We start from the raw sequence: 18,013 nt of genomic DNA on the forward strand, positions 1-18,013 counted from the left end.
AGCGAACAAAGTGGAATTTTCTTATACGAAACGCCGTGAAATCATCCCTCAAAGGCTGTCGATGGCTTAACTGCCGCATCCTTGCGGCAGATATTCGTCTAAGAAAACACCACTAAACGTTCAAAAAACATTCATTCGTTTTCTCTGGTCATGCAGGCCTTTAATCAAAATGCCCAATTTAACGAGGGTGAGTCCCCCTATGATACCAAGCCAGACAACCAAATCAGGTGCCATGTACCAGAGCATATAATAAGTTATGCCTCGTCCAAGTAACCACTGCACCAGATAGGGCAGGGCAAGGATAAAGACCAGCTGGATAACTATCCCAGTCAAATCACGTCGTGTTGATTGGCGGGTGAATTTTCCGTTGACGAGATATTTATAGTAGTACTTTTTTGTCGACATAATATTGCTGATCACGTCGGTCAAAATAAGTAAGGGATAAAGCAAGATAAGCCAAGCAACTATGCGATTGTTTGGGTCTGGTTTACCTTGTAGCGCAGCCATTAACGCTGATTTTAGCTGCGGGTGAGCAAAATAGACTAAGGGTAACCCCGATTTATTGGCAAGGATCACTATGCTGATATTTTGTTCGGGAATAGCGAATACGTCGGCCATATGATTTGCTAGCACGCCGTCATGGCCAAAGGCGGAAATGTCGCCATCGGAGTAATTAAACCAACCTAGACCATTTGGGGCTGCGGTGTTTAATGCTGGACGCAGCATCGCGAGCAAAGAAGGGCTAAGTAATCGCTTACCTTCTTTATCTAATCCAGTGAGCTGAAACTGCATAAAGCGGGAAAGATCATGGGCGCTGCTGATAATAAACCCCGCCGGAATTTCACTTAGGTTGTGAGTGAGCTCTTGGCGCGTGAGATTAAATCCCCAAAAAGCACTATGGCCAGAATGTTTCACGGTTTTACTGGCGATAGTGGCGGAGTGGCTCATCCCTAAGGGGATAAATAGCTCATCATGAATAAATTGTTCGAAGCTTTGACCACTGACACGCGCGATAATTTCGCCCAATAAATGATAGCCCGTGTTGCTATACGAAAAATGCTCACCGGGTGTCGTCGCCAAGCTCACTTGAGCTAAATCGTCAATGATATGGGCAATATCAAATTGCCTATCAGGTCGGTATTTGTAATCGAGTGATGAGAGTCCTGATGTGTGATTGAGCAAGTGCCTTATTTTTATCTTGTCTTCCCCGCCGAACTTAAATTTCAACTCATTAAGGTAATCGACAACGTAGGCGTTGAGATCTAACTTACCTTGGGCGACGAGTAGCATAATGGCGCTGGCCGTGATGGGTTTAGAGACTGAGCCGATATACATGGGGCTATGACTGTTGACGAGCGAGTTCGACTCGCCCGCTGCCTGTTGGCCGTGGGTTTTATCGTAAATTATTTTATCGCCTTGGCGAATAACCACGCTCAATGCTGGAATTGCATAGGTTTGTGCATGCTCTTGTAAGATCTGATCAATACTTTCTAGGGAGCTGGTTGCATTGGTGACCTGACAAAAAAACAAGCTAAGGAAGAAAAATATCACCTGCAATGCTTGGTATCGAGTTAACTTTTTACGACCTGATGGCCTATGTTTAAAATAGTTATGACTAAGTGGCACGTTGCTCTCTAATTGGTTTGACGTGAGAGAATATGGTTAATATTGCTCCCGTACATGTAATTTATGGCTATCTTATTGATATATAAAGATACCTTGTTCGATAGTCGATATCTGACCGAAAGTGCGGATTGTAAGCTACAGTTTGGCCAATCTATGGGGGGACGGATGCTTACTGCGCGCTATTTAGAGGAACAAAGTGATGACAGGATTAGATGTTTTCGTTGCCGTTATGGGGTGGTGTAGCCTGATTAATGTGCTCTTGTTGAGCTTGTCGACGTTAGTTTTAGTTGTTTTCAGAGCGAGTATAGTGCGGTTTCATAGCCGTTTATTCGGGGTCGAAGAGGCTCGTCTAAATATGCTTTACTTAACCTATTTAGGTCATTTCAAATTAATTACATTGTGCTTTTTCGTGGTGCCTTACCTAAGCTTAAAAATGGTTGTTTGAAGTTTGTCGAAATAAACGAAACCTGTTATGTTTCTTGCCTTTACTAGATAGGTGTAAGGGATTGCCGTGTTTATTCCAAAGACGTTTCGCCAAGACAATATCGAGGCCTGCTTGGCTTTGATGCAACAGTACCCGTTTGTTACCTTAGTCGCGCAGAGCGAAGTAGGCGTTGAAGTTTATCATTTGCCTGTGTTGCTTAAGCCCAATGGAGAAAGTTGGTTATTGCAAGGGCATATCGCCAAGGCCAACCCCTTGTGGCAAAAAGTGACAACAGGTAGTCAGGTACAAGTCATATTCAATGGCCCAAACTGTTATATCTCGCCAAATCACTATCCAACCAAGGCCGAAGATGGCCGCGGCGTGCCGACTTGGAATTATGCCGTGGTGCATGTGCAAGGCAACATCCACTTTACTCGCGATCATGATTGGATCATGGCTTGTATTGAAGAGTTAACCTCGATTCATGAGGCCGGCTCTGCGACACCTTGGACCTTTGATGAAGCGCCAGAGGGGTATATCGAGCGCATGTTGCCCGCTATTGTGGGGATTGAAATAGACATCACATCTATTCAAGGCAAATGGAAGCTCAGTCAAAATCAGCCTGTCGTTAATCAACAAGGTGTGATTAATGGCTTAAATCAACTCTCGCCACAGTCTCAGCAAGTTGCTGTTATGGTTGATGAAGCCATGGTGAAAGCCGCGAAGAAGGCATCCCAGTAAGCTTGATTTTCTAACCCCAAATATTTAGCTAACTTGCCCTGTTTGGCGAAACAGATACAGGGCAAGGGCTTGCTGTTCATTTTGGGATAAATACAGGCCGAGCTTAGTGCGTCGCCATAGCAGATCATCGGGTTGATATGCCCATTCGTGCTCGATTAAATAGTCCACCTCACGCTGATATAAATCATGGCCAAAGTGGTGACCAAGCTCAGACTGGTTTGTCATATTGGCTAATAATTTCTTCGTATCTTGGCCGTATTGATGCAAGTAACGTGTTATTAAATGACTGGCTAAAAAAGGGTAATTAGCCCTCAGTTCTGTCTCTAGTTGAGCTAAGTCTCCGGTTGAGCCGGGTAGGGGAGTGTCTGCTGTCCAATGGGAGGGCGTTTGGCTGAGAGGTTGGTTAAAAAAGGGCTCAATCTTTTCCATACAACGCTGGGCTAGCTTACGGTAGGTGGTGATTTTACCGCCATAGATGGTTAACAGCGGAGCCTTATTTTTACTTAAACTGACGTCTATTTGATAGTCTCGTGACGCTGTTTGTGCGCTGCTGTGCTCACTGGCAAATAACGGCCTCACGCCGCTAAAGTGCCAGACGATATCCTGCTCGCTAATCGAGTACTTGAAATGTTGATTGACCACATTAAGCAGATAAGCGCGCTCGTCTTTATCTAAGCTGCAACGACGAGGATCGCCCTGATAGTCCACATCTGTGGTGCCGATCAGGGTGAAATCATCAAGGTAGGGAATAACAAACACGATACGTTTGTCGCTGTTTTGCAAAATGTAGGCTTGCTTTCCTTGATACATTTTACGCACTACTAGGTGTGAGCCTTTTACTAAACGTATCTTGATTGGCTTAACCAAACCTGATTCTGCTAGCATGGTTTGGTCGAACAATTGATTTACCCAAGGACCGGTGGCATTGACGATGACCTTGGCATGGCGTGTGATGGCGCATTGCTGGCGTTGATCATATAAGGTTAGCTGCCAGCCTGTGCCACAGGATTTTATCTGAGTGACCGCGCAGTAATTGGCTACTTCTCCTTGATGTTGTCTCACCCTTAGGGCATTGCTTATGACGAGGCGAGCATCATCAACCCAACAATCGCTGTATTCGAACCCGATTTCAAACTCTTCTCTCAAGGGCGATAGGGGCGAAATTGAAATTTGTTGGCTGCGAGGAAAACTGTTGCGCCAATATAGATGGTCATATAAGAACAAACCTAAACGGATCAACCAAGCCGATCTCAGTTGGGGGCGGTGAGGCAGAATAAAGCGCATCGGCGTGATCAAATGGCGCGCTACTTTAGTTAAGACTTCTCTTTCGGCTAAGGCACTGGCTACTAATGCAAAATCGCCTTGCTCTAGGTAGCGCAGGCCACCATGGATAAGTTTTGAGCTGGCCGATGACGTCGCTCCCGCGATGTCTTTCGCATCATATAGGCCAACTTTTAGGCCTCGCCCCGCTGCATCTGCGGCAACCCCAGCCCCATTAATCCCAGCTCCTATGACGATAAGATCCATCGGCTCTCGCTGCGCAGCTAATGGCATAAGGTTAAACTTGGTTATGGATGTCACCATAGCAACTCCTTAATGGTGCAAGTCGCAGCTTAGTTTTCCTGATTAAGCTCGGCCCAAAGTTGGGCGCATTGAATAGCGTTGTGCCAGCCTTTAAGCCTTATTGCCCTTTTTTGTTGATCTTTATGGGGAATAAATACCTGATTGCTTACGTTTAACATTTCTAAGGCTGCAAATGAGGGCCAAAATCCGACAGCGAGTCCGGCTAGATAAGCTGCGCCCAATGCCGTGACTTCGGTTTGATTAGGCTTTAATACCGGAATATTGAGTAAATCGGCTTGAAATTGCATTAAAAAATCATTGCTACTGGCACCGCCATCCACCTTCATTTGTTTCAATGTTAGGTTGGCGTCACTTTGCATGGCGCATAAAACATCATAGGTTTGATAAGCAATGCTCTCAAGCGTTGCCCTGATGATGTGCTCTGCTTTAGTGCCTCGAGTTAGGCCAACTAAGGTGCCTCTGGCATTGGGTTGCCAGTAGGGGGCGCCTAAGCCGGTAAAAGCCGGTACCATATACACGTTATCAGCACTAGCGGCTTGTTTCGCAATGTCTGAGGTCTGAGTCACATCCTCAAATAGCTGCATTTCATCGCGCAGCCACTGCATGGTGGCACCGCCCATAAACACCGATCCTTCTAAAGCGTATTGCGGCTCGCCATTTGGGCCACAGGCTAGGGTGGTTAATAATCCATGATCTGATTGCACCTTGCTGGCACCGGTATGCATCAGCAAAAAGCAGCCCGTGCCATAGGTGTTTTTTAACTGTCCGGCTTTTACGCCAAGATGGCCAAACAGCGCGGCTTGTTGATCGCCAACCATGGCGCATATAGGGATCTTATGTCCTTGATAAACCAATTCGCCAAAGCGGCCAGAAGAAGGCTTCACTTGGGGTAATAAACTGGCCGGGATGGTAAATTTTTCTAGCAGGTAGGGATCCCAAGCTAAGGTATCAATATTAAATAATAAGGTGCGTGAGGCATTGGTATAGTCGGTGGCGTGCACTTGGCCTTGGCTAAGTTGCCAGAGCAGCCAAGTATCTATGGTACCAAAGAGTAAATCGCCTGCTTCGGCTTGCTCACGGGCGTGCTCGACATTATCCAAAATCCATTTGATCTTACTGGCACAAAAATAGGGATCGAGCACTAAACCGGTGTGCTCCTTGATATAGATATCGAGTTCAGGATCTTGCTTTTTAAGCTGCTCGCAAAACACGGTGGTGCGACGGCACTGCCAAACAATCGCATTATATATGGGCTTACCTGTGTGTTTGTTCCATATAACCGTGGTCTCTCTTTGGTTGGTGATGCCAAGTCCTTGGATTTGATTCGCTTTTATATTGGCTTGTTGCAAAGCTGCTGAGAGGGTTTCTAGTTGAGTTTGCAAAATATCATTGGCATCGTGCTCTATCCAACCCGGATGAGGATAAATCTGTTTGATATCTTGTTGCGCCTTGGCCACGATTTGACCTTGATGGTCAAATATCAAGGTGCGAGAGCTGGTGGTCCCTTGGTCAAAAGCAACTAAATAGTTCTTTGCTGTCATAGTTTAAGCTCCCCCTTTAGATGAATATTAGGCAATAAATGACTGGGTGGCTTGTTTATTGTTCGATATTTACTGGTTCAAATTGCGTGACGATGTAACGATGATAATTGAGTAATTGTTGCAGTGTACCTGCTTCAGTCATGTCTTTGATGCTCTGATTGAGCAAGGTCAACAGCTGCTCTTTATGTGGGGATTGTGCAGATATCAAAATATGAAACGGCTCAGGCTCAGTATTTGGCATCACTTGCTCAGCGAGTTCATCTTTAAGGTGAGTGAGGTGATTGAGTACTAAGGTTGCATTGAACACTTCTTGGCGAGCGAGGAAAAAATGACAACGCCCTTGCTCTAGCATTTTTGGTAGCTGAAACATTGCCTTGATTCGATAAATGGATGCAGAAGAAGCAAATCCGAAATTACTATAATTAAATCCACTGATGCCACACACGGTGCCGAGTTTGATTAAGTCGTTAGCTTCTTTAACCTTCACCCCATTGGGAAATGAAGATTTTAAGTAATAGTAACTCGGCGTAAGGTGATAGTAAGGCAACGTTGCGAGGTAAGTGACTTGGCGGCGTGCATTTAAGGAAGCACTCATAGCACCATCAATTTTGCCTTGTTCCACTTCTTTCAGGCAACGTAACCAAGGCAAAGGGATGATTCGAAAATCCAACTTGGCTGGGATAAATACACGCTTTAGTACATCGATATCGTAGCCAACTAACTGGTCGGGTGTTTGCTGGTGCCGCTGTTGATAGTTAAAGGGAGGATATTCAGTCGCTTCAACACAAAAAATAACCTGCGCGGATGCAAGTGGTAATCCAGCAAAATAAAGGCAGGCAATCATCACAAGTCGAGCGAATATGTTCATGGTGTTGTCAACATAGATAGACTGTTAGAAGTATAGCAGTGCGGCTCTATAAGGCTGAAAATTCAACGCGGATTTATCTTCGATAACTTAGGCTAGGAGTCCCTTTACTGGCAAGCTAAGGCTCGCACCCCTTGTTGCGGAGATCCGCCTCAGCCAACGACATTTATCGTTCAAAAATATTCATGGTTTTGTCTTAACTGAATAGCTGCTTGTGCAGGTGGCAGTCTAACTAAAAAGGAATAAAAAGTGACTTTAAATTCACATTTTAGTGGGCGGTGTGAATATTTATTTCGCTTGCTTGAGAGCGATTAAAAATAATCTAATTGATTGAAAATTAAATATTAAAATAAATTAATTTAGCGCTTGAATAATAAATTAATATAAATATTATATCACTTCTGGTTGGCCGTTTTGGTCAATCAGTTATCAACTGAATTTATTGTTTATAGAAGGAGCCAACATGAAATATTCAAATCATATGTCAATGCTGCGCTCTGATCTGTTGTCTGTCACTGCTTTTCGTCAAACCCGAACCGACGTTGTCAAGCAAGGCCAAAGCAAACAATAAATTCACTGCCTAACTTATGGGTCGTGGATAAACGACCCATAATAGCCAATATTATTGTCCTCGTTTTTCCTTCGACCCTTTTAATCCAAAAGGGAACTGAAGCATGTCACAATCTATCTATATTAAACTAGCCAACTTATTGATTAAGCTAGATGCAAGACGTAATGAGAAAAAAGAAAAAGCTATTGCTATCGAAAATTATGCACATTTGAGTGAGCATATACTGAAAGATATCGGTTTAGCTGAGCATGCAAGTCAAAGACACTTATCTCGAAACACACTGCCGGGTCAAGTTGATGATTTTTCAAGTCCAAAATATTTGTCTAGGCATGATTATTTCAGATGACGTTAGCGTGCTGGTGATATTAACATCAGCACGCGATTGATTTCGCTCACTCTGTGCTAAAGGCTTCTTTAACACAGAGTGAGTAAAGAGAGGAATAATTAATGATGGATAATGAGTGTTATTTTTTATTCATCATTTCACGTAAATTAGCAAATGGATTATTGGTTGCTAAATCTTGTTTTAAATCGGCACCGGCTTCTACCGTTGAGCCATATTCACGAGCTTCGGTATATTTCGCGTGTTCATTGTCGTGACAATAAAGACATAATAATTCCCAGTTTGAACCATCATTGGGGTTGTTATTATGGTCATGATCGATATGGTGTACGGTTAATTCGCGTAAATTTGAAAAAGTGAATTCGCGTGCACAGCGGCCACAAATCCAAGGAAAAAGTTTAAGGGCTTTGTCGCGATAGCCCTGCTCAAATTGGGCGTAGTTGTGAGGGATGTTTGCCATGATAGCTCTCGTTCTTAGTTACTTAATGGCACTATAACATGGGCCTGTCAAAATGATGAATAGGCAAAAATGGGCAAAACTAACCCAAGCTGACAGGTTAAATCTTGTATAGTGATTAAATTTTTGTAGGAAGACGACATTGTACAGTGACGATGATGTGAATTCTGCGGTTGACGCAGGGATATTGAGCGCCGAGACGGCGCGAGCTTTTCGTGAACATGTTGCGCTGCGCCAATATAGTAGTCATGCGGATGAGGAGCAGTTTCGACTCATTACTGGGTTTAATGATATTTTTGTGGTTATTGCTTGTGCCCTGTTATTGCTATCAGCGCATTATATAGCCGCGAGTTATGCTGTTGGATTGGGACCTTTACTGGTAGCGTTACTGGCTTGGGGCTTGAGTGAATTTTTTGTGCGTCAGCGTCGTATGGCTTTACCTGCCATTGTACTTATGTTCTGTTTTGTTTGGGGCGCTGCTAGGGCGGCTTTTGAGTGGTTACCGTTTATTGGTTTACCCAATGATTTGAGTCTGCTGGGAGCGGGGGCGCTGCACCGGATGGCTCTTTATGTGGCTCTCAATGTTTCTTTAACTTGTTTTGTTGCGGCGGCTTGTGCATGGCTTCATTGGCGACGCTTTGCTGTGCCTATCACTGTTGCGGCCATCACGGCTGCGTTGGTGGCGCTAGGGCTTAGCCTGATACTCGGTTTTTTTCCAGAAGCCCACGAAATGTGGTTATTGCTTTTGTTGTTGTCTGGTTTAGCTGTTTTTGCTTTCGCTTTGCGTTGGGATTTTTCCGATCCTTTGCGAGAAACGCGTCGGGCTGATGTGGCATTTTGGCTTCACTTACTGGCTGCGCCCTTAATGGTGCATCCGGTATTTGCTCTGATGGGGACATTTAGTGGGGTGAGTGAAAACGCTCAGCCGCTGGTCATTATCGCTGTTTATCTCTTGATAGGTTTGGTGTCGCTAGCCATAGATAGACGTGCGCTGATGGTATCGGCGCTTGGTTATGTTATTTATGCTTTATCGAGCTTACTTTCAAGCCAAGGTGGGATCAGTAGTGGTTTTGCGACAACCGCTTTACTCATAGGGGCTGGACTGTTGTTGCTATCCGCATTTTGGGATCCTTGTCGACGCCTCGCTTTAATCTTGTTGCCTGCTGCTTGGTACCCTAAGTTGCCTCCTTTACGCAGCAGAAACAACGGCTAATGAATTAAATACACTTATAATTAACAATTAAAGGTTTGTGATGAAAATAGATGTAAAAGTAGTGGATTATCAACATCCTCAACAAGGTCAAGATTTGGTTGCTTTACTTAATGCATATGCCCTTGATCCTATGGGAGGCGGCGAGCCGTTAGCTGCGGATGTAGCGGCTAACTTAGTTGCACGCCTTGCTGAGTTGGATCATGCCTTAAGTTTAATTTGCTATGTTGATGGTGAGCCAGCAGGGCTAACCAATGCGTTTTATGGCTTTTCTACCTTTAAGGCTAAGCCGTTAATCAATATTCACGATATTGCGGTTAACCCGGCATTTCGAGGGCTTGGCATCAGTCAACTCATGCTGGACAAGTTAGAGCAGATTGCACGAGAAAAGGGCTGTTGTAAGGTAACGCTTGAGGTATTAGAGGGAAATACCGTTGCGCAAAATGCCTATCGTAAGGCTGGATTTGCTGGTTATGAGTTAGATCCAAAAATGGGGCGGGCTCTATTTTGGCAAAAGAGTTTAAGCGAATAATGGCCACCCTTGTCACTTTTAGTGTCTGTTAATTTCAGCATTAAACCACCTACTTCAGTAGGTGGTTATCACTTCTGTATCGGAATGTCGCTGGATTAGAGGTCTCCGGTTGAACTTTTTTCTTTTTCATTCGTAACAATCAGCTTAATTAATACTTGATATTAGTTTGTTAGTTTTCAATCTAAAGTTAATATTGATTTTTTAGTGCTTTACACTGTAGATATTGAAATTTATGAAGAATATAATCTTTTCTCATGAGTTATCTTTTTGATTTTATTTATTGCTAGGAGTATTTATGTGGCAAATAGCGAAAGTTGCATTAGCCCTCGGTTTGACTGTGGTGCTTAGCGCTTGTGATAAGAGTAGCGCCACACAGGAAACACCACAGGAGCGTCCCCCTGTTGAAGTTGGCATAGTGGATATTGTTGCGGTTGAACAAGATATCAGTGTTGAGCTGCCAGGTCGTAGCCGTGCTTACCTTGTTGCGGAAGTTAGACCACAAGTAAGTGGCATCATTATAGAGCGTTCATTTCAAGAAGGCTCCAATGTTGAAGCTGGGCAATCTCTCTATCAAATTGATTCTGCTACTTATAACGCTGAATTAGTCAGTGCTGAAGCAGATTTAACACGCGCTAATGCAAAACTTGAATCAGCCAAAGCCAAAGCAGCGCGCTACCAAGCGCTGGTAAAAAAGAACTCTATTAGCCAACAAGACTTTGATGAGGCGCAGGCAGATTATAAAGAAGCCTTAGCCGATGTGACGGTTGCGAAAGCGGCCATTAATACCGCTCAAATCAACCTTGAATACACTAAGGTTAAAGCGCCTATTTCGGGTCGCATAGGTAAATCCAATGTGACCGCAGGTGCATTGGTGACAGCCAATCAAACTCAAACCTTAGCAACGATCCAGCAACTCGATCCTATTAATGTGGAAATAGTGCAATCGAGTGCTCAATTGCTGCGTTTAAAAGCCAAGCTTAAAGAGGGGCAGTTAAAGGCGGCTGATAATGCCAGTGTTACCTTAGTGTTAGAAGATGGTAGTACCTATGATCATACAGGAACCTTGCAGTTTGCCGAGGTGAGCGTTGACGAGAATACAGGCTCTGTGACATTACGTGCTGAGTTTCCAAATCCGGAAGGCATTTTATTACCGGGTATGTATGTGCGTGCTTTCTTAAATACAGGCAGCGATCCGCAGGCGATTCTTGTGCCACAAAAAGCCATCACTCGTAACTCGAAAGGCGAAGCGGTTGCCATGGTCGTTGGTGCTGATAATAAGGTGGAGCCTCGCGTTGTTACTACAGCAGAGGCGATAAACAACGAATGGCGTATCACCAGTGGCTTAAATGCTGGCGATAAACTCATTGTTGAAGGGCTACAGAAAATTCGTCCGGGTGCAGTGGTTAATCCAACTTTGATCTCTGATTCAGTAGCTCAATAATAAGGTAATCTCATGGCTCGATTTTTTATTGATCGCCCAATCTTTGCTTGGGTGATCTCGATTTTAATTATGTTAGCCGGTATTTTGGCTATCAAGGGATTACCTGTATCTCAATACCCTAGTATTGCGCCTCCGACTATTGTCATCAGTGCGTTTTATCCGGGGTCTTCGGCAAAAACCATGGAGGACACGGTTACCCAAGTTATCGAACAACGTATGACGGGGTTAGACCATTTACGTTACATCTCGTCTACCAGTGATAGTTTTGGTAACGCGCAAATAACCTTGACCTTTAACGCCGAGGCCGATGCCGATATAGCCCAAGTACAAGTGCAAAATAAGCTTTCTTTGGCAATGCCGTTACTACCTCAAGAGGTACAAAGCCAAGGGGTTGATGTTAATAAATCCAGCTCGGGCTTTTTAATGGTTGCTGCGTTTGTGTCAGCCGATGGCTCGATGGATAAGAACGATGTATCAGACTATGTTGCCTCGAATATCCAAGACCCATTGAGCCGTGTTGCTGGTGTTGGTGAGTTGCAGTTGTTTGGTGCTCAGTATGCGATGCGTATATGGCTAGATCCCCTTAAGCTAACCCAATACAACCTGACCAGCTTAGATATTATGGCCTCAATTCGAGAGCAAAATGCTCAGGTGTCAGCGGGTCAACTGGGCGGCTCTCCATCTTTGCCGGGACAAGAGCTCAATGCCACCGTATCAGCGCAAAGTCGTTTGCAAACCGTGGAGCAATTTGAGCAAATCATCGTTAAAGCGGACTCATCTGGCGCTAAGGTGTTCTTACGCGATGTGGCTCGTGTTGAGCTAGGCGCTGAAAGCTACGCTGTAGAGTCTTACTATAATGGTAAGCCTGCCTCTGGTTTGGCGGTAAAGTTAGCCACCGGTGCTAACGCCCTCGATACTGCCGAGTTGGTAAAAGCCAAGTTAGAAGAAATGAAGCCATTCTTCCCACAAGGCTTAGAAGTAAAATACCCTTATGACACAACGCCTTTCGTGGAGAAATCCATTGAAGGGGTGGTACATACCCTCATTGAAGCTGTGGTACTGGTGTTTATCATCATGTACTTGTTCTTACAAAATTTCAGAGCAACCTTGATCCCAACCATCGCAGTGCCTGTGGTGTTGCTGGGGACCTTTGCTATCTTGTCGGCAACGGGCTTTTCAATTAACACCTTGACCATGTTTGCTATGGTATTGGCAATTGGTCTGTTGGTTGATGATGCCATCGTGGTGGTGGAAAACGTGGAGCGGGTTATGCAAGAAGAAGGCTTACCGCCTTTGGAAGCGACGCGCAAATCCATGGATCAAATCACCGGTGCCTTGGTGGGGATAGGTTTAACCCTATCGGCGGTATTTGTCCCTATGGCCTTTATGACAGGCTCTACGGGGGTTATATATCGTCAGTTCTCAATTACGATTGTTTCTGCAATGGCCTTGTCGGTATTTGTTGCCATGGTTTTAACGCCTGCGCTGTGTGCCACTATGCTCAAGCAAATTCCGAAAGGCCACGGTCATATCCAAACCGGCTTTTTTGGTTGGTTTAACCGCAGTTTTGATAAGTTAACGGCACGTTATGAGTCAACAGTTGCTGGCATCCTCAAACGCTCATTGCGAGTGATGCTGCTATATCTCGCGTTTGTCGGTGTGGTGGCATGGATGTTTTTGCGTATGCCAACCGCATTTTTACCCGACGAAGACCAAGGGGTATTGTTTACCCAAGTGATTTTGCCGACTAACTCGACTCAAGAAAGTACCATCGATGTGCTAAGAAAAATCGACAAGGTATTTCTTGAAGACGAAGCGGCCAGTGTTGAGTCGGTATTTAGTGTTGCGGGTTTTAGTTTTGCCGGTAGTGGTCAAAACATGGGCTTGTCATTTGTAAACTTAAAAGATTGGTCTGAGCGTGAAGCGCCGGGGCTAGATGTTGAGTCTGTAGCGGGACGCGCTATGGCAAGCTTTGCTCAAATCAAAGAAGCATTTGTGTTTGCGTTTGTTCCTCCTGCAGTAATTGAACTAGGCACGGCCAATGGTTTCGATTTTTATCTGCAAGATAAAAACGGTCAAGGTCATGATGCCTTGTTAGCGGCGCGTAACCAATTACTGGGCATGGCGATGCAAAACCCTAACCTAGTGGGCGTGCGCCCCAATGGTCAAGAAGATGCTCCTATGTATGAGATCCATGTTGATCACGCTAAGCTTCGCGCATTGAGCATCAATATCAATGATGTAAACAGTGTATTAGGCACGGCTTGGGGCGGCGCTTATGTTAATGACTTTATTGATCGCGGTCGCGTGAAAAAAGTTTATATGCAAGGTGAAGCTCAGTATCGTATGCAACCTGAGGATTTAGATTCTTGGTATGTACGCAATGCTAATAACGAAATGGTACCGTTTTCTGCGTTTGCCACTGGTCAGTGGGACTTCGGCTCACCTCGCCTTGAGCGCTTTAACGGTTTACCTGCGATGAACATTCAAGGTGGCACGGCGCCAGGCTACAGTACGGGTGATGCCATGGTCATACTTGAAGAAATGGCGCAGCAGTTACCGCCAGGCTTTGGTATTGAATGGAATGGCTTATCTTATGAAGAGCGCCTTTCTGGCAACCAAGCTCCATTCTTATATGCACTGTCAATTCTAGTCGTTTTCTTGGTATTGGCAGCCTTGTATGAGAGTTGGTCGGTGCCATTCTCGGTTGTGTTGGTTGTGCCTTTAGGTATTATCGGGGCGCTGTTTGCGATGCACGGTAGAGGCTTGCCTAATGACGTATTCTTCCAAGTGGGTCTATTAACGACCGTTGGTTTGGCCACGAAGAACGCCATCTTGATTGTAGAATTTGCTAAAGAATTCTATGAAAAAGGCGCTGATTTGATTGAAGCGACATTGCATGCGGTAAGAGTCCGTCTCAGACCTATCCTTATGACGTCGTTAGCCTTCGGTCTTGGTGTTGTGCCGCTGGCTATCAGTACCGGTGTTGGCTCTGGTAGCCAAAACGCCATCGGTACCGCGGTACTAGGCGGTATGATGAGCTCGACCTTCTTAGGTATTTTCTTTGTGCCTTTGTTCTTCGTGATTGTTGAAAAGATCTTCAGTAAACGAGAAAGAGCAAAACGCAAAGCATCTTGATAGCTTTTCACTGTTAAGATAATAACTTTTATTTATGCCCAGCTTTTGCTGGGCTTTTTTGTGGAAAATGAGTTCGACTTTAAGCCGAGCTAGATCATTGTATTAAGTGAATTTGTTTATTTCATCGAATTGCATTTTTCGGTCTATGCTAAAGATATCTTAGTAACAAGAGCGAGAAAGGTGATGACAAAGTTAAATGGCCAGAGTGCCAAGGAGGTAACTTACAGTGCAAACGAACAGCTAGTTTCAACCACAGATCTTCGTGGCGTTATCACTTATGCTAACCCGATCTTTTGTGATGTTGCGGGTTTTTCAGCGCAAGAACTTAATCAAAAAACCATAATATTGTCAGGCACCCCGATATGCCGTCAGCCGCGTTTGCCGATTTATGGGGTAACCTAAAGGCGGGTAAACATTGGCGCGGTATGGTTAAAAACCGCTGTAAAGATGGCGGCTATTATTGGGTTGATGCTTATGTTACCCCCATAGTTGAGAAGGGCAAAGTAACGGGTTATCAGTCTGTGCGTGTTTTACCCACAGATAAAGATAAAGTGGCCGCGGATAAGCTGTACAAAAGGCTCAACGAGGGAAAAAGCCTACCTTGGCATTTATCCGAACATGCGGCGCTTAAGTGGTCATTGGTGGGGCTAATAATATTAGGGTTATTATTGCTGCCACTGAGTTTAACTGGCGCTGCGCTGATGAGCGCGAACCTGCTGCTCTTACTTGTAGGTGGCTTTTTGCTCAAGCCCGAGTTGATAGATACACCGCGTTTTATTGCCCAATTAAAGCAAAGTAATGATAGCGTTTCGCGGTTTGTTTTTTGTGGTTATGGGCCTGTGTCGGTGCTGTCCTTTAGTCTTGGTTTATTAAATGCGAAGGTAAGAACCATACTCGGACGGACGTGTGATTCCGCTAAGCACGTTCAGGCTGTGGCGGACGCTTTGGACAGTACTGCGCAGCAAAGTGCAAAATCGGTGGAGCAACAATCATTTGAGCTGCAGCAAGTGGCGGCAGCGATGAATCAGATGTCGACGGCCACGGCCGAAATAACCCAAAGCACAGTGACCAGTGCTGAAAAAATTCATACCGTGACTCAACATTGCAGCGCCACCTTAATTCAAGTAGATGAAACAAATAAAACCATCAGTGAACTCGCGCAGCAGATGGCCGAGTCTTCTGATTCAGCGCCGGTATTGGTGGCAGAAGCCGATAAGATCAGCGAGCTGATGAATGAGATCTTAGGAATTGCCGATCAAACCAACTTGCTCGCATTAAATGCTTCCATCGAAGCCGCAAGAGCGGGCGAGCAGGGACGGGGTTTTGCAGTTGTCGCAGATGAAGTGAGAAATTTAAGTACCCGAACTCATAATGTCACGGGCCAAATAGGTACCTCAATTCAAGAAATGCAAACCATGTTGCATCAGTGGCAACAGAAAATGGCTTTGGGTGCACAAGCGGCTCAACAAACCCTAGAAACCAGTAAATCCAATATGAAAATGGTGCAAGAAATCGATGAGCAAATGAATATGTTATCGGATTTAGCTATTCAGATTTCAGCCGCAAGTGAGCAGCAAAGTGCCACCATTGAAGAAGTTAATCGCAATATTAATAACCTTAATGATGGTGCCAATGACAATGTGCAACTGGCAAATAAAGTGGCGCAAAACTTGACCGAGTTAAACGCCAGTGCCAACAAGCTGACCCAGTTAGCGGAAACGTTTGGTTAGAAACCTGCGGTTAGCAACCTGTGGTTAGAAACCTTAGCTTAGAAACATTTGTTTAGATTTGCTCTCGTTTGGAAAATTGACTGATGCTAATGGGTAATTTGTTATGGCGTAATAGTAACAAAAAGCCGGCCAATATCAGGTAAAGAGTCGGTTCGACAAGGCCTGATTTTACCGACCAGTAATAGTGAATGGGCACAAGTATGGCAACCAGATACACCCAGTTATGTAAACGTTGCCAGTGACGGCCCATTTTTCGCCTGACATGATTGAAGGAAGTGACGCCCAGTGCAATCAGAATAACCAAGGCCAGTGCCCCTAAGCTGATATAGGGGCGTTTGACTATTTCGCTAAGCAGCAAATCGAATCTACCTGCTAAATCTAACCACCAAAAAATACTGACGTGAACAAGGGCATAAGCTAAAGCCCATAGCCCTAACAGACGCCGAGTTTGCAGCAAAAATCCCCAGCGTAGGGTTTTGGCAATAGGGCTAACGCACAGAGTGATCAGGAGTAAATTAAGCCCGCCTTTACCGGTAAAGTGGGTTAAGTATTGCACCGGATCGCCGCCCAATTGCTGCTGGTAGGTTTGCCAAGCCAGCCAGACGAGGGGCAATAGAGCCAGTGAATGCAGTAATATTTTTATCACTACAAGATGCTTTGCTAGTAAGGCTCTTAGCATAACCACTTTTTCCTTTGTCTTAACATGCTGTATTTTGGCCATTTGTTAGTAAAACTTACTCAAGTCCATCCCTTTATACAGATGAGCAACTTCATCGCCATAGCCATTAAACATTAAGGTATTGATCCGCTCTGCACGAAAGCCATCGGCGATACGGCGTTCAGTGGCTTGACTCCAGCGAGGATGGTCTACATTGGGGTTCACATTGGCATAAAAACCATATTCATTTGGGCCCAAGACTTGCCAAGTGGTGGGCGGCTGCTGTTCGGTCAGGGTTATTTTGACGATGCTTTTGATGCTCTTAAAACCGTATTTCCAAGGGACAACTAAGCGAATGGGAGCACCGTTTTGAACCGGCAGTGTTTTACCATATAAGCCAACTGAAAGCAGCGTAAGCGGGTGCATGGCTTCGGCTATGGTGAGACCTTCACGATAAGGGTAGGGAATACCGCCGCCAAAACCTCGCGAGGCTTGCCCAGGCATACGCTCTGGATCATATAAGGTTTGAAAAGCCACATATTTGGCTTTGGATGTGGGCTCGACACGTTTGAGTAGACTAGCGAGAGAAAACCCAAGCCAAGGGATCACCATGGACCAGGCTTCAACACAGCGAAGTCGGTAAATGCGCTCCTCAATGGCATGTTGTTTAAGGATTGAGTCCATGTCAAAGGTTTGTGGCTTGGCCACTTCACCATCCACTTCTATGGTCCAAGGCTCGGGATTGAAGGCTTTAGCGTAATGGGCTGGGTCGCCCTTGTTGGTGCCAAATTCGTAGAAGTTATTATGGGTAGTGACCTTACTTTCTGGGGTCAGCACTTCACTAAGGTTGTTTGGCACTTTTTTACTGATGCTCAAAGGCTTGGGTTGATAAACGGGCTGTTCAGGGACAATAGGCTCATCTTCAAATAAACCAAAAAAGCCGGCGTTGGCGGTGCTAGGGACGAGTGCACTGCCTGCAATTAACCCCGATGCTTTAATAATCTGGCGGCGATTGAGATAGACAGATTCGGGGGTGATTTCGCTGCTGTAAATTTTGTTCGGCATAATGGACCCTAATTGTGAAAATTGCGCTTGGCTGATAATGAGCCTATTAGCTAATGGTTATCCCAGTGAGGTTAAACAGAGCATGCG

Annotated in this window: 16 protein-coding genes; 9 read left to right on the forward strand and 7 right to left on the reverse strand. The window is 45.0% G+C overall.

Annotated features, from left to right (window positions below; genetic code table 11):
- Positions 1-120: 120 nt before the first annotated feature.
- A complete protein-coding gene (locus ACK8OT_RS09470) occupies positions 121-1,626 on the reverse strand; it encodes a serine hydrolase domain-containing protein (protein ID WP_410196266.1) in 1,506 nt (501 codons plus the stop codon).
- Between the two features lie 199 nt (positions 1,627-1,825).
- On the opposite strand from ACK8OT_RS09470, the gene ACK8OT_RS09475 reads away from it, so the two are divergent.
- Both ACK8OT_RS09475 and ACK8OT_RS09480 read left to right on the forward strand, forming a co-directional pair.
- On the forward strand, positions 1,826-2,071 hold the full coding sequence (locus ACK8OT_RS09475; protein ID WP_410196267.1) for a DUF6868 family protein: 246 nt from the start codon (positions 1,826-1,828) through the stop codon (positions 2,069-2,071).
- Positions 2,072-2,137: 66 nt separating this feature from the next.
- Positions 2,138-2,791: an FMN-binding negative transcriptional regulator gene (locus ACK8OT_RS09480; RefSeq protein ID WP_410196268.1), complete on the forward strand. Its 654-nt coding sequence runs from the start codon at positions 2,138-2,140 to the stop codon at positions 2,789-2,791.
- A gap of 24 nt (positions 2,792-2,815) precedes the next feature.
- On the opposite strand, the gene glpD is transcribed toward ACK8OT_RS09480, so the two are convergent.
- Genes glpD through ACK8OT_RS09495 form a run of 3 tightly spaced genes read right to left on the reverse strand, consistent with a single transcriptional unit; the run spans position 2,816 to position 6,784 of the window.
- Entirely contained in the window at positions 2,816-4,375 is a 1,560-nt protein-coding gene (glpD, locus tag ACK8OT_RS09485; protein ID WP_410196269.1) for a glycerol-3-phosphate dehydrogenase, read from the reverse strand.
- Positions 4,376-4,404: 29 nt separating this feature from the next.
- Positions 4,405-5,916, reverse strand: a complete 1,512-nt coding sequence (glpK, locus tag ACK8OT_RS09490) for a glycerol kinase GlpK (protein WP_410196270.1) — start codon at positions 5,914-5,916, stop codon at positions 4,405-4,407.
- Positions 5,917-5,971: 55 nt separating this feature from the next.
- Complete coding sequence (locus ACK8OT_RS09495) at positions 5,972-6,784, reverse strand: substrate-binding periplasmic protein (RefSeq protein ID WP_410196271.1); 813 nt, start codon at positions 6,782-6,784, stop codon at positions 5,972-5,974.
- A 671-nt stretch (positions 6,785-7,455) separates the two neighbouring features.
- On the opposite strand from ACK8OT_RS09495, the gene ACK8OT_RS09500 reads away from it, so the two are divergent.
- On the forward strand, positions 7,456-7,698 hold the full coding sequence (locus ACK8OT_RS09500) for a hypothetical protein (RefSeq protein ID WP_410196272.1): 243 nt from the start codon (positions 7,456-7,458) through the stop codon (positions 7,696-7,698).
- A gap of 118 nt (positions 7,699-7,816) precedes the next feature.
- Here ACK8OT_RS09500 and ACK8OT_RS09505 read toward each other — a convergent pair whose 3' ends face one another.
- Positions 7,817-8,155 (reverse strand): YajD family HNH nuclease, encoded by a 339-nt coding sequence (locus tag ACK8OT_RS09505; protein WP_410196273.1) that lies wholly within the window; start codon positions 8,153-8,155, stop codon positions 7,817-7,819.
- Between the two features lie 139 nt (positions 8,156-8,294).
- Between ACK8OT_RS09505 and ACK8OT_RS09510 the strand changes: the two genes are divergently transcribed.
- The 6 genes from ACK8OT_RS09510 (at position 8,295) to ACK8OT_RS09535 (ending at position 16,203) form a co-directional block, all read left to right on the forward strand.
- Positions 8,295-9,365 carry a hypothetical protein gene (locus ACK8OT_RS09510; RefSeq protein ID WP_410196274.1) on the forward strand — a complete coding sequence of 357 codons (1,071 nt, stop codon included), beginning with the start codon at positions 8,295-8,297 and terminating at the stop codon, positions 9,363-9,365.
- A gap of 40 nt (positions 9,366-9,405) precedes the next feature.
- Positions 9,406-9,894, forward strand: a complete 489-nt coding sequence (locus tag ACK8OT_RS09515) for a GNAT family N-acetyltransferase (protein WP_410196275.1) — start codon at positions 9,406-9,408, stop codon at positions 9,892-9,894.
- Positions 9,895-10,189: 295 nt separating this feature from the next.
- The gene (locus tag ACK8OT_RS09520) at positions 10,190-11,335 is read left to right on the forward strand and encodes an efflux RND transporter periplasmic adaptor subunit (RefSeq protein WP_410196276.1); all 1,146 of its coding nucleotides are present in this window, start codon (positions 10,190-10,192) and stop codon (positions 11,333-11,335) included.
- Positions 11,336-11,347: 12 nt separating this feature from the next.
- Positions 11,348-14,473 (forward strand): efflux RND transporter permease subunit, encoded by a 3,126-nt coding sequence (locus ACK8OT_RS09525; protein ID WP_410196277.1) that lies wholly within the window; start codon positions 11,348-11,350, stop codon positions 14,471-14,473.
- 183 nt (positions 14,474-14,656) lie between these two features.
- Positions 14,657-14,875 (forward strand): PAS domain-containing protein, encoded by a 219-nt coding sequence (locus ACK8OT_RS09530; RefSeq protein WP_410196278.1) that lies wholly within the window; start codon positions 14,657-14,659, stop codon positions 14,873-14,875.
- On the forward strand, positions 14,836-16,203 hold the full coding sequence (locus tag ACK8OT_RS09535) for a methyl-accepting chemotaxis protein (RefSeq protein WP_410196279.1): 1,368 nt from the start codon (positions 14,836-14,838) through the stop codon (positions 16,201-16,203). Before ACK8OT_RS09530 ends, ACK8OT_RS09535 begins: the two co-directional genes overlap by 40 nt.
- Positions 16,204-16,255: 52 nt before the next feature.
- On the opposite strand, the gene msrQ is transcribed toward ACK8OT_RS09535, so the two are convergent.
- Positions 16,256-16,882: a protein-methionine-sulfoxide reductase heme-binding subunit MsrQ gene (gene msrQ, locus ACK8OT_RS09540; protein ID WP_410196280.1), complete on the reverse strand. Its 627-nt coding sequence runs from the start codon at positions 16,880-16,882 to the stop codon at positions 16,256-16,258.
- 45 nt (positions 16,883-16,927) lie between these two features.
- A complete protein-coding gene (msrP, locus tag ACK8OT_RS09545) occupies positions 16,928-17,926 on the reverse strand; it encodes a protein-methionine-sulfoxide reductase catalytic subunit MsrP (RefSeq protein ID WP_410196281.1) in 999 nt (332 codons plus the stop codon).
- Positions 17,927-18,013 lie beyond the last annotated feature (87 nt).

Source organism: Motilimonas thetidivivens, from assembly GCF_046452435.1.
Classification (GTDB): Bacteria; Pseudomonadota; Gammaproteobacteria; order Enterobacterales; family CBDFNC01; genus Motilimonas.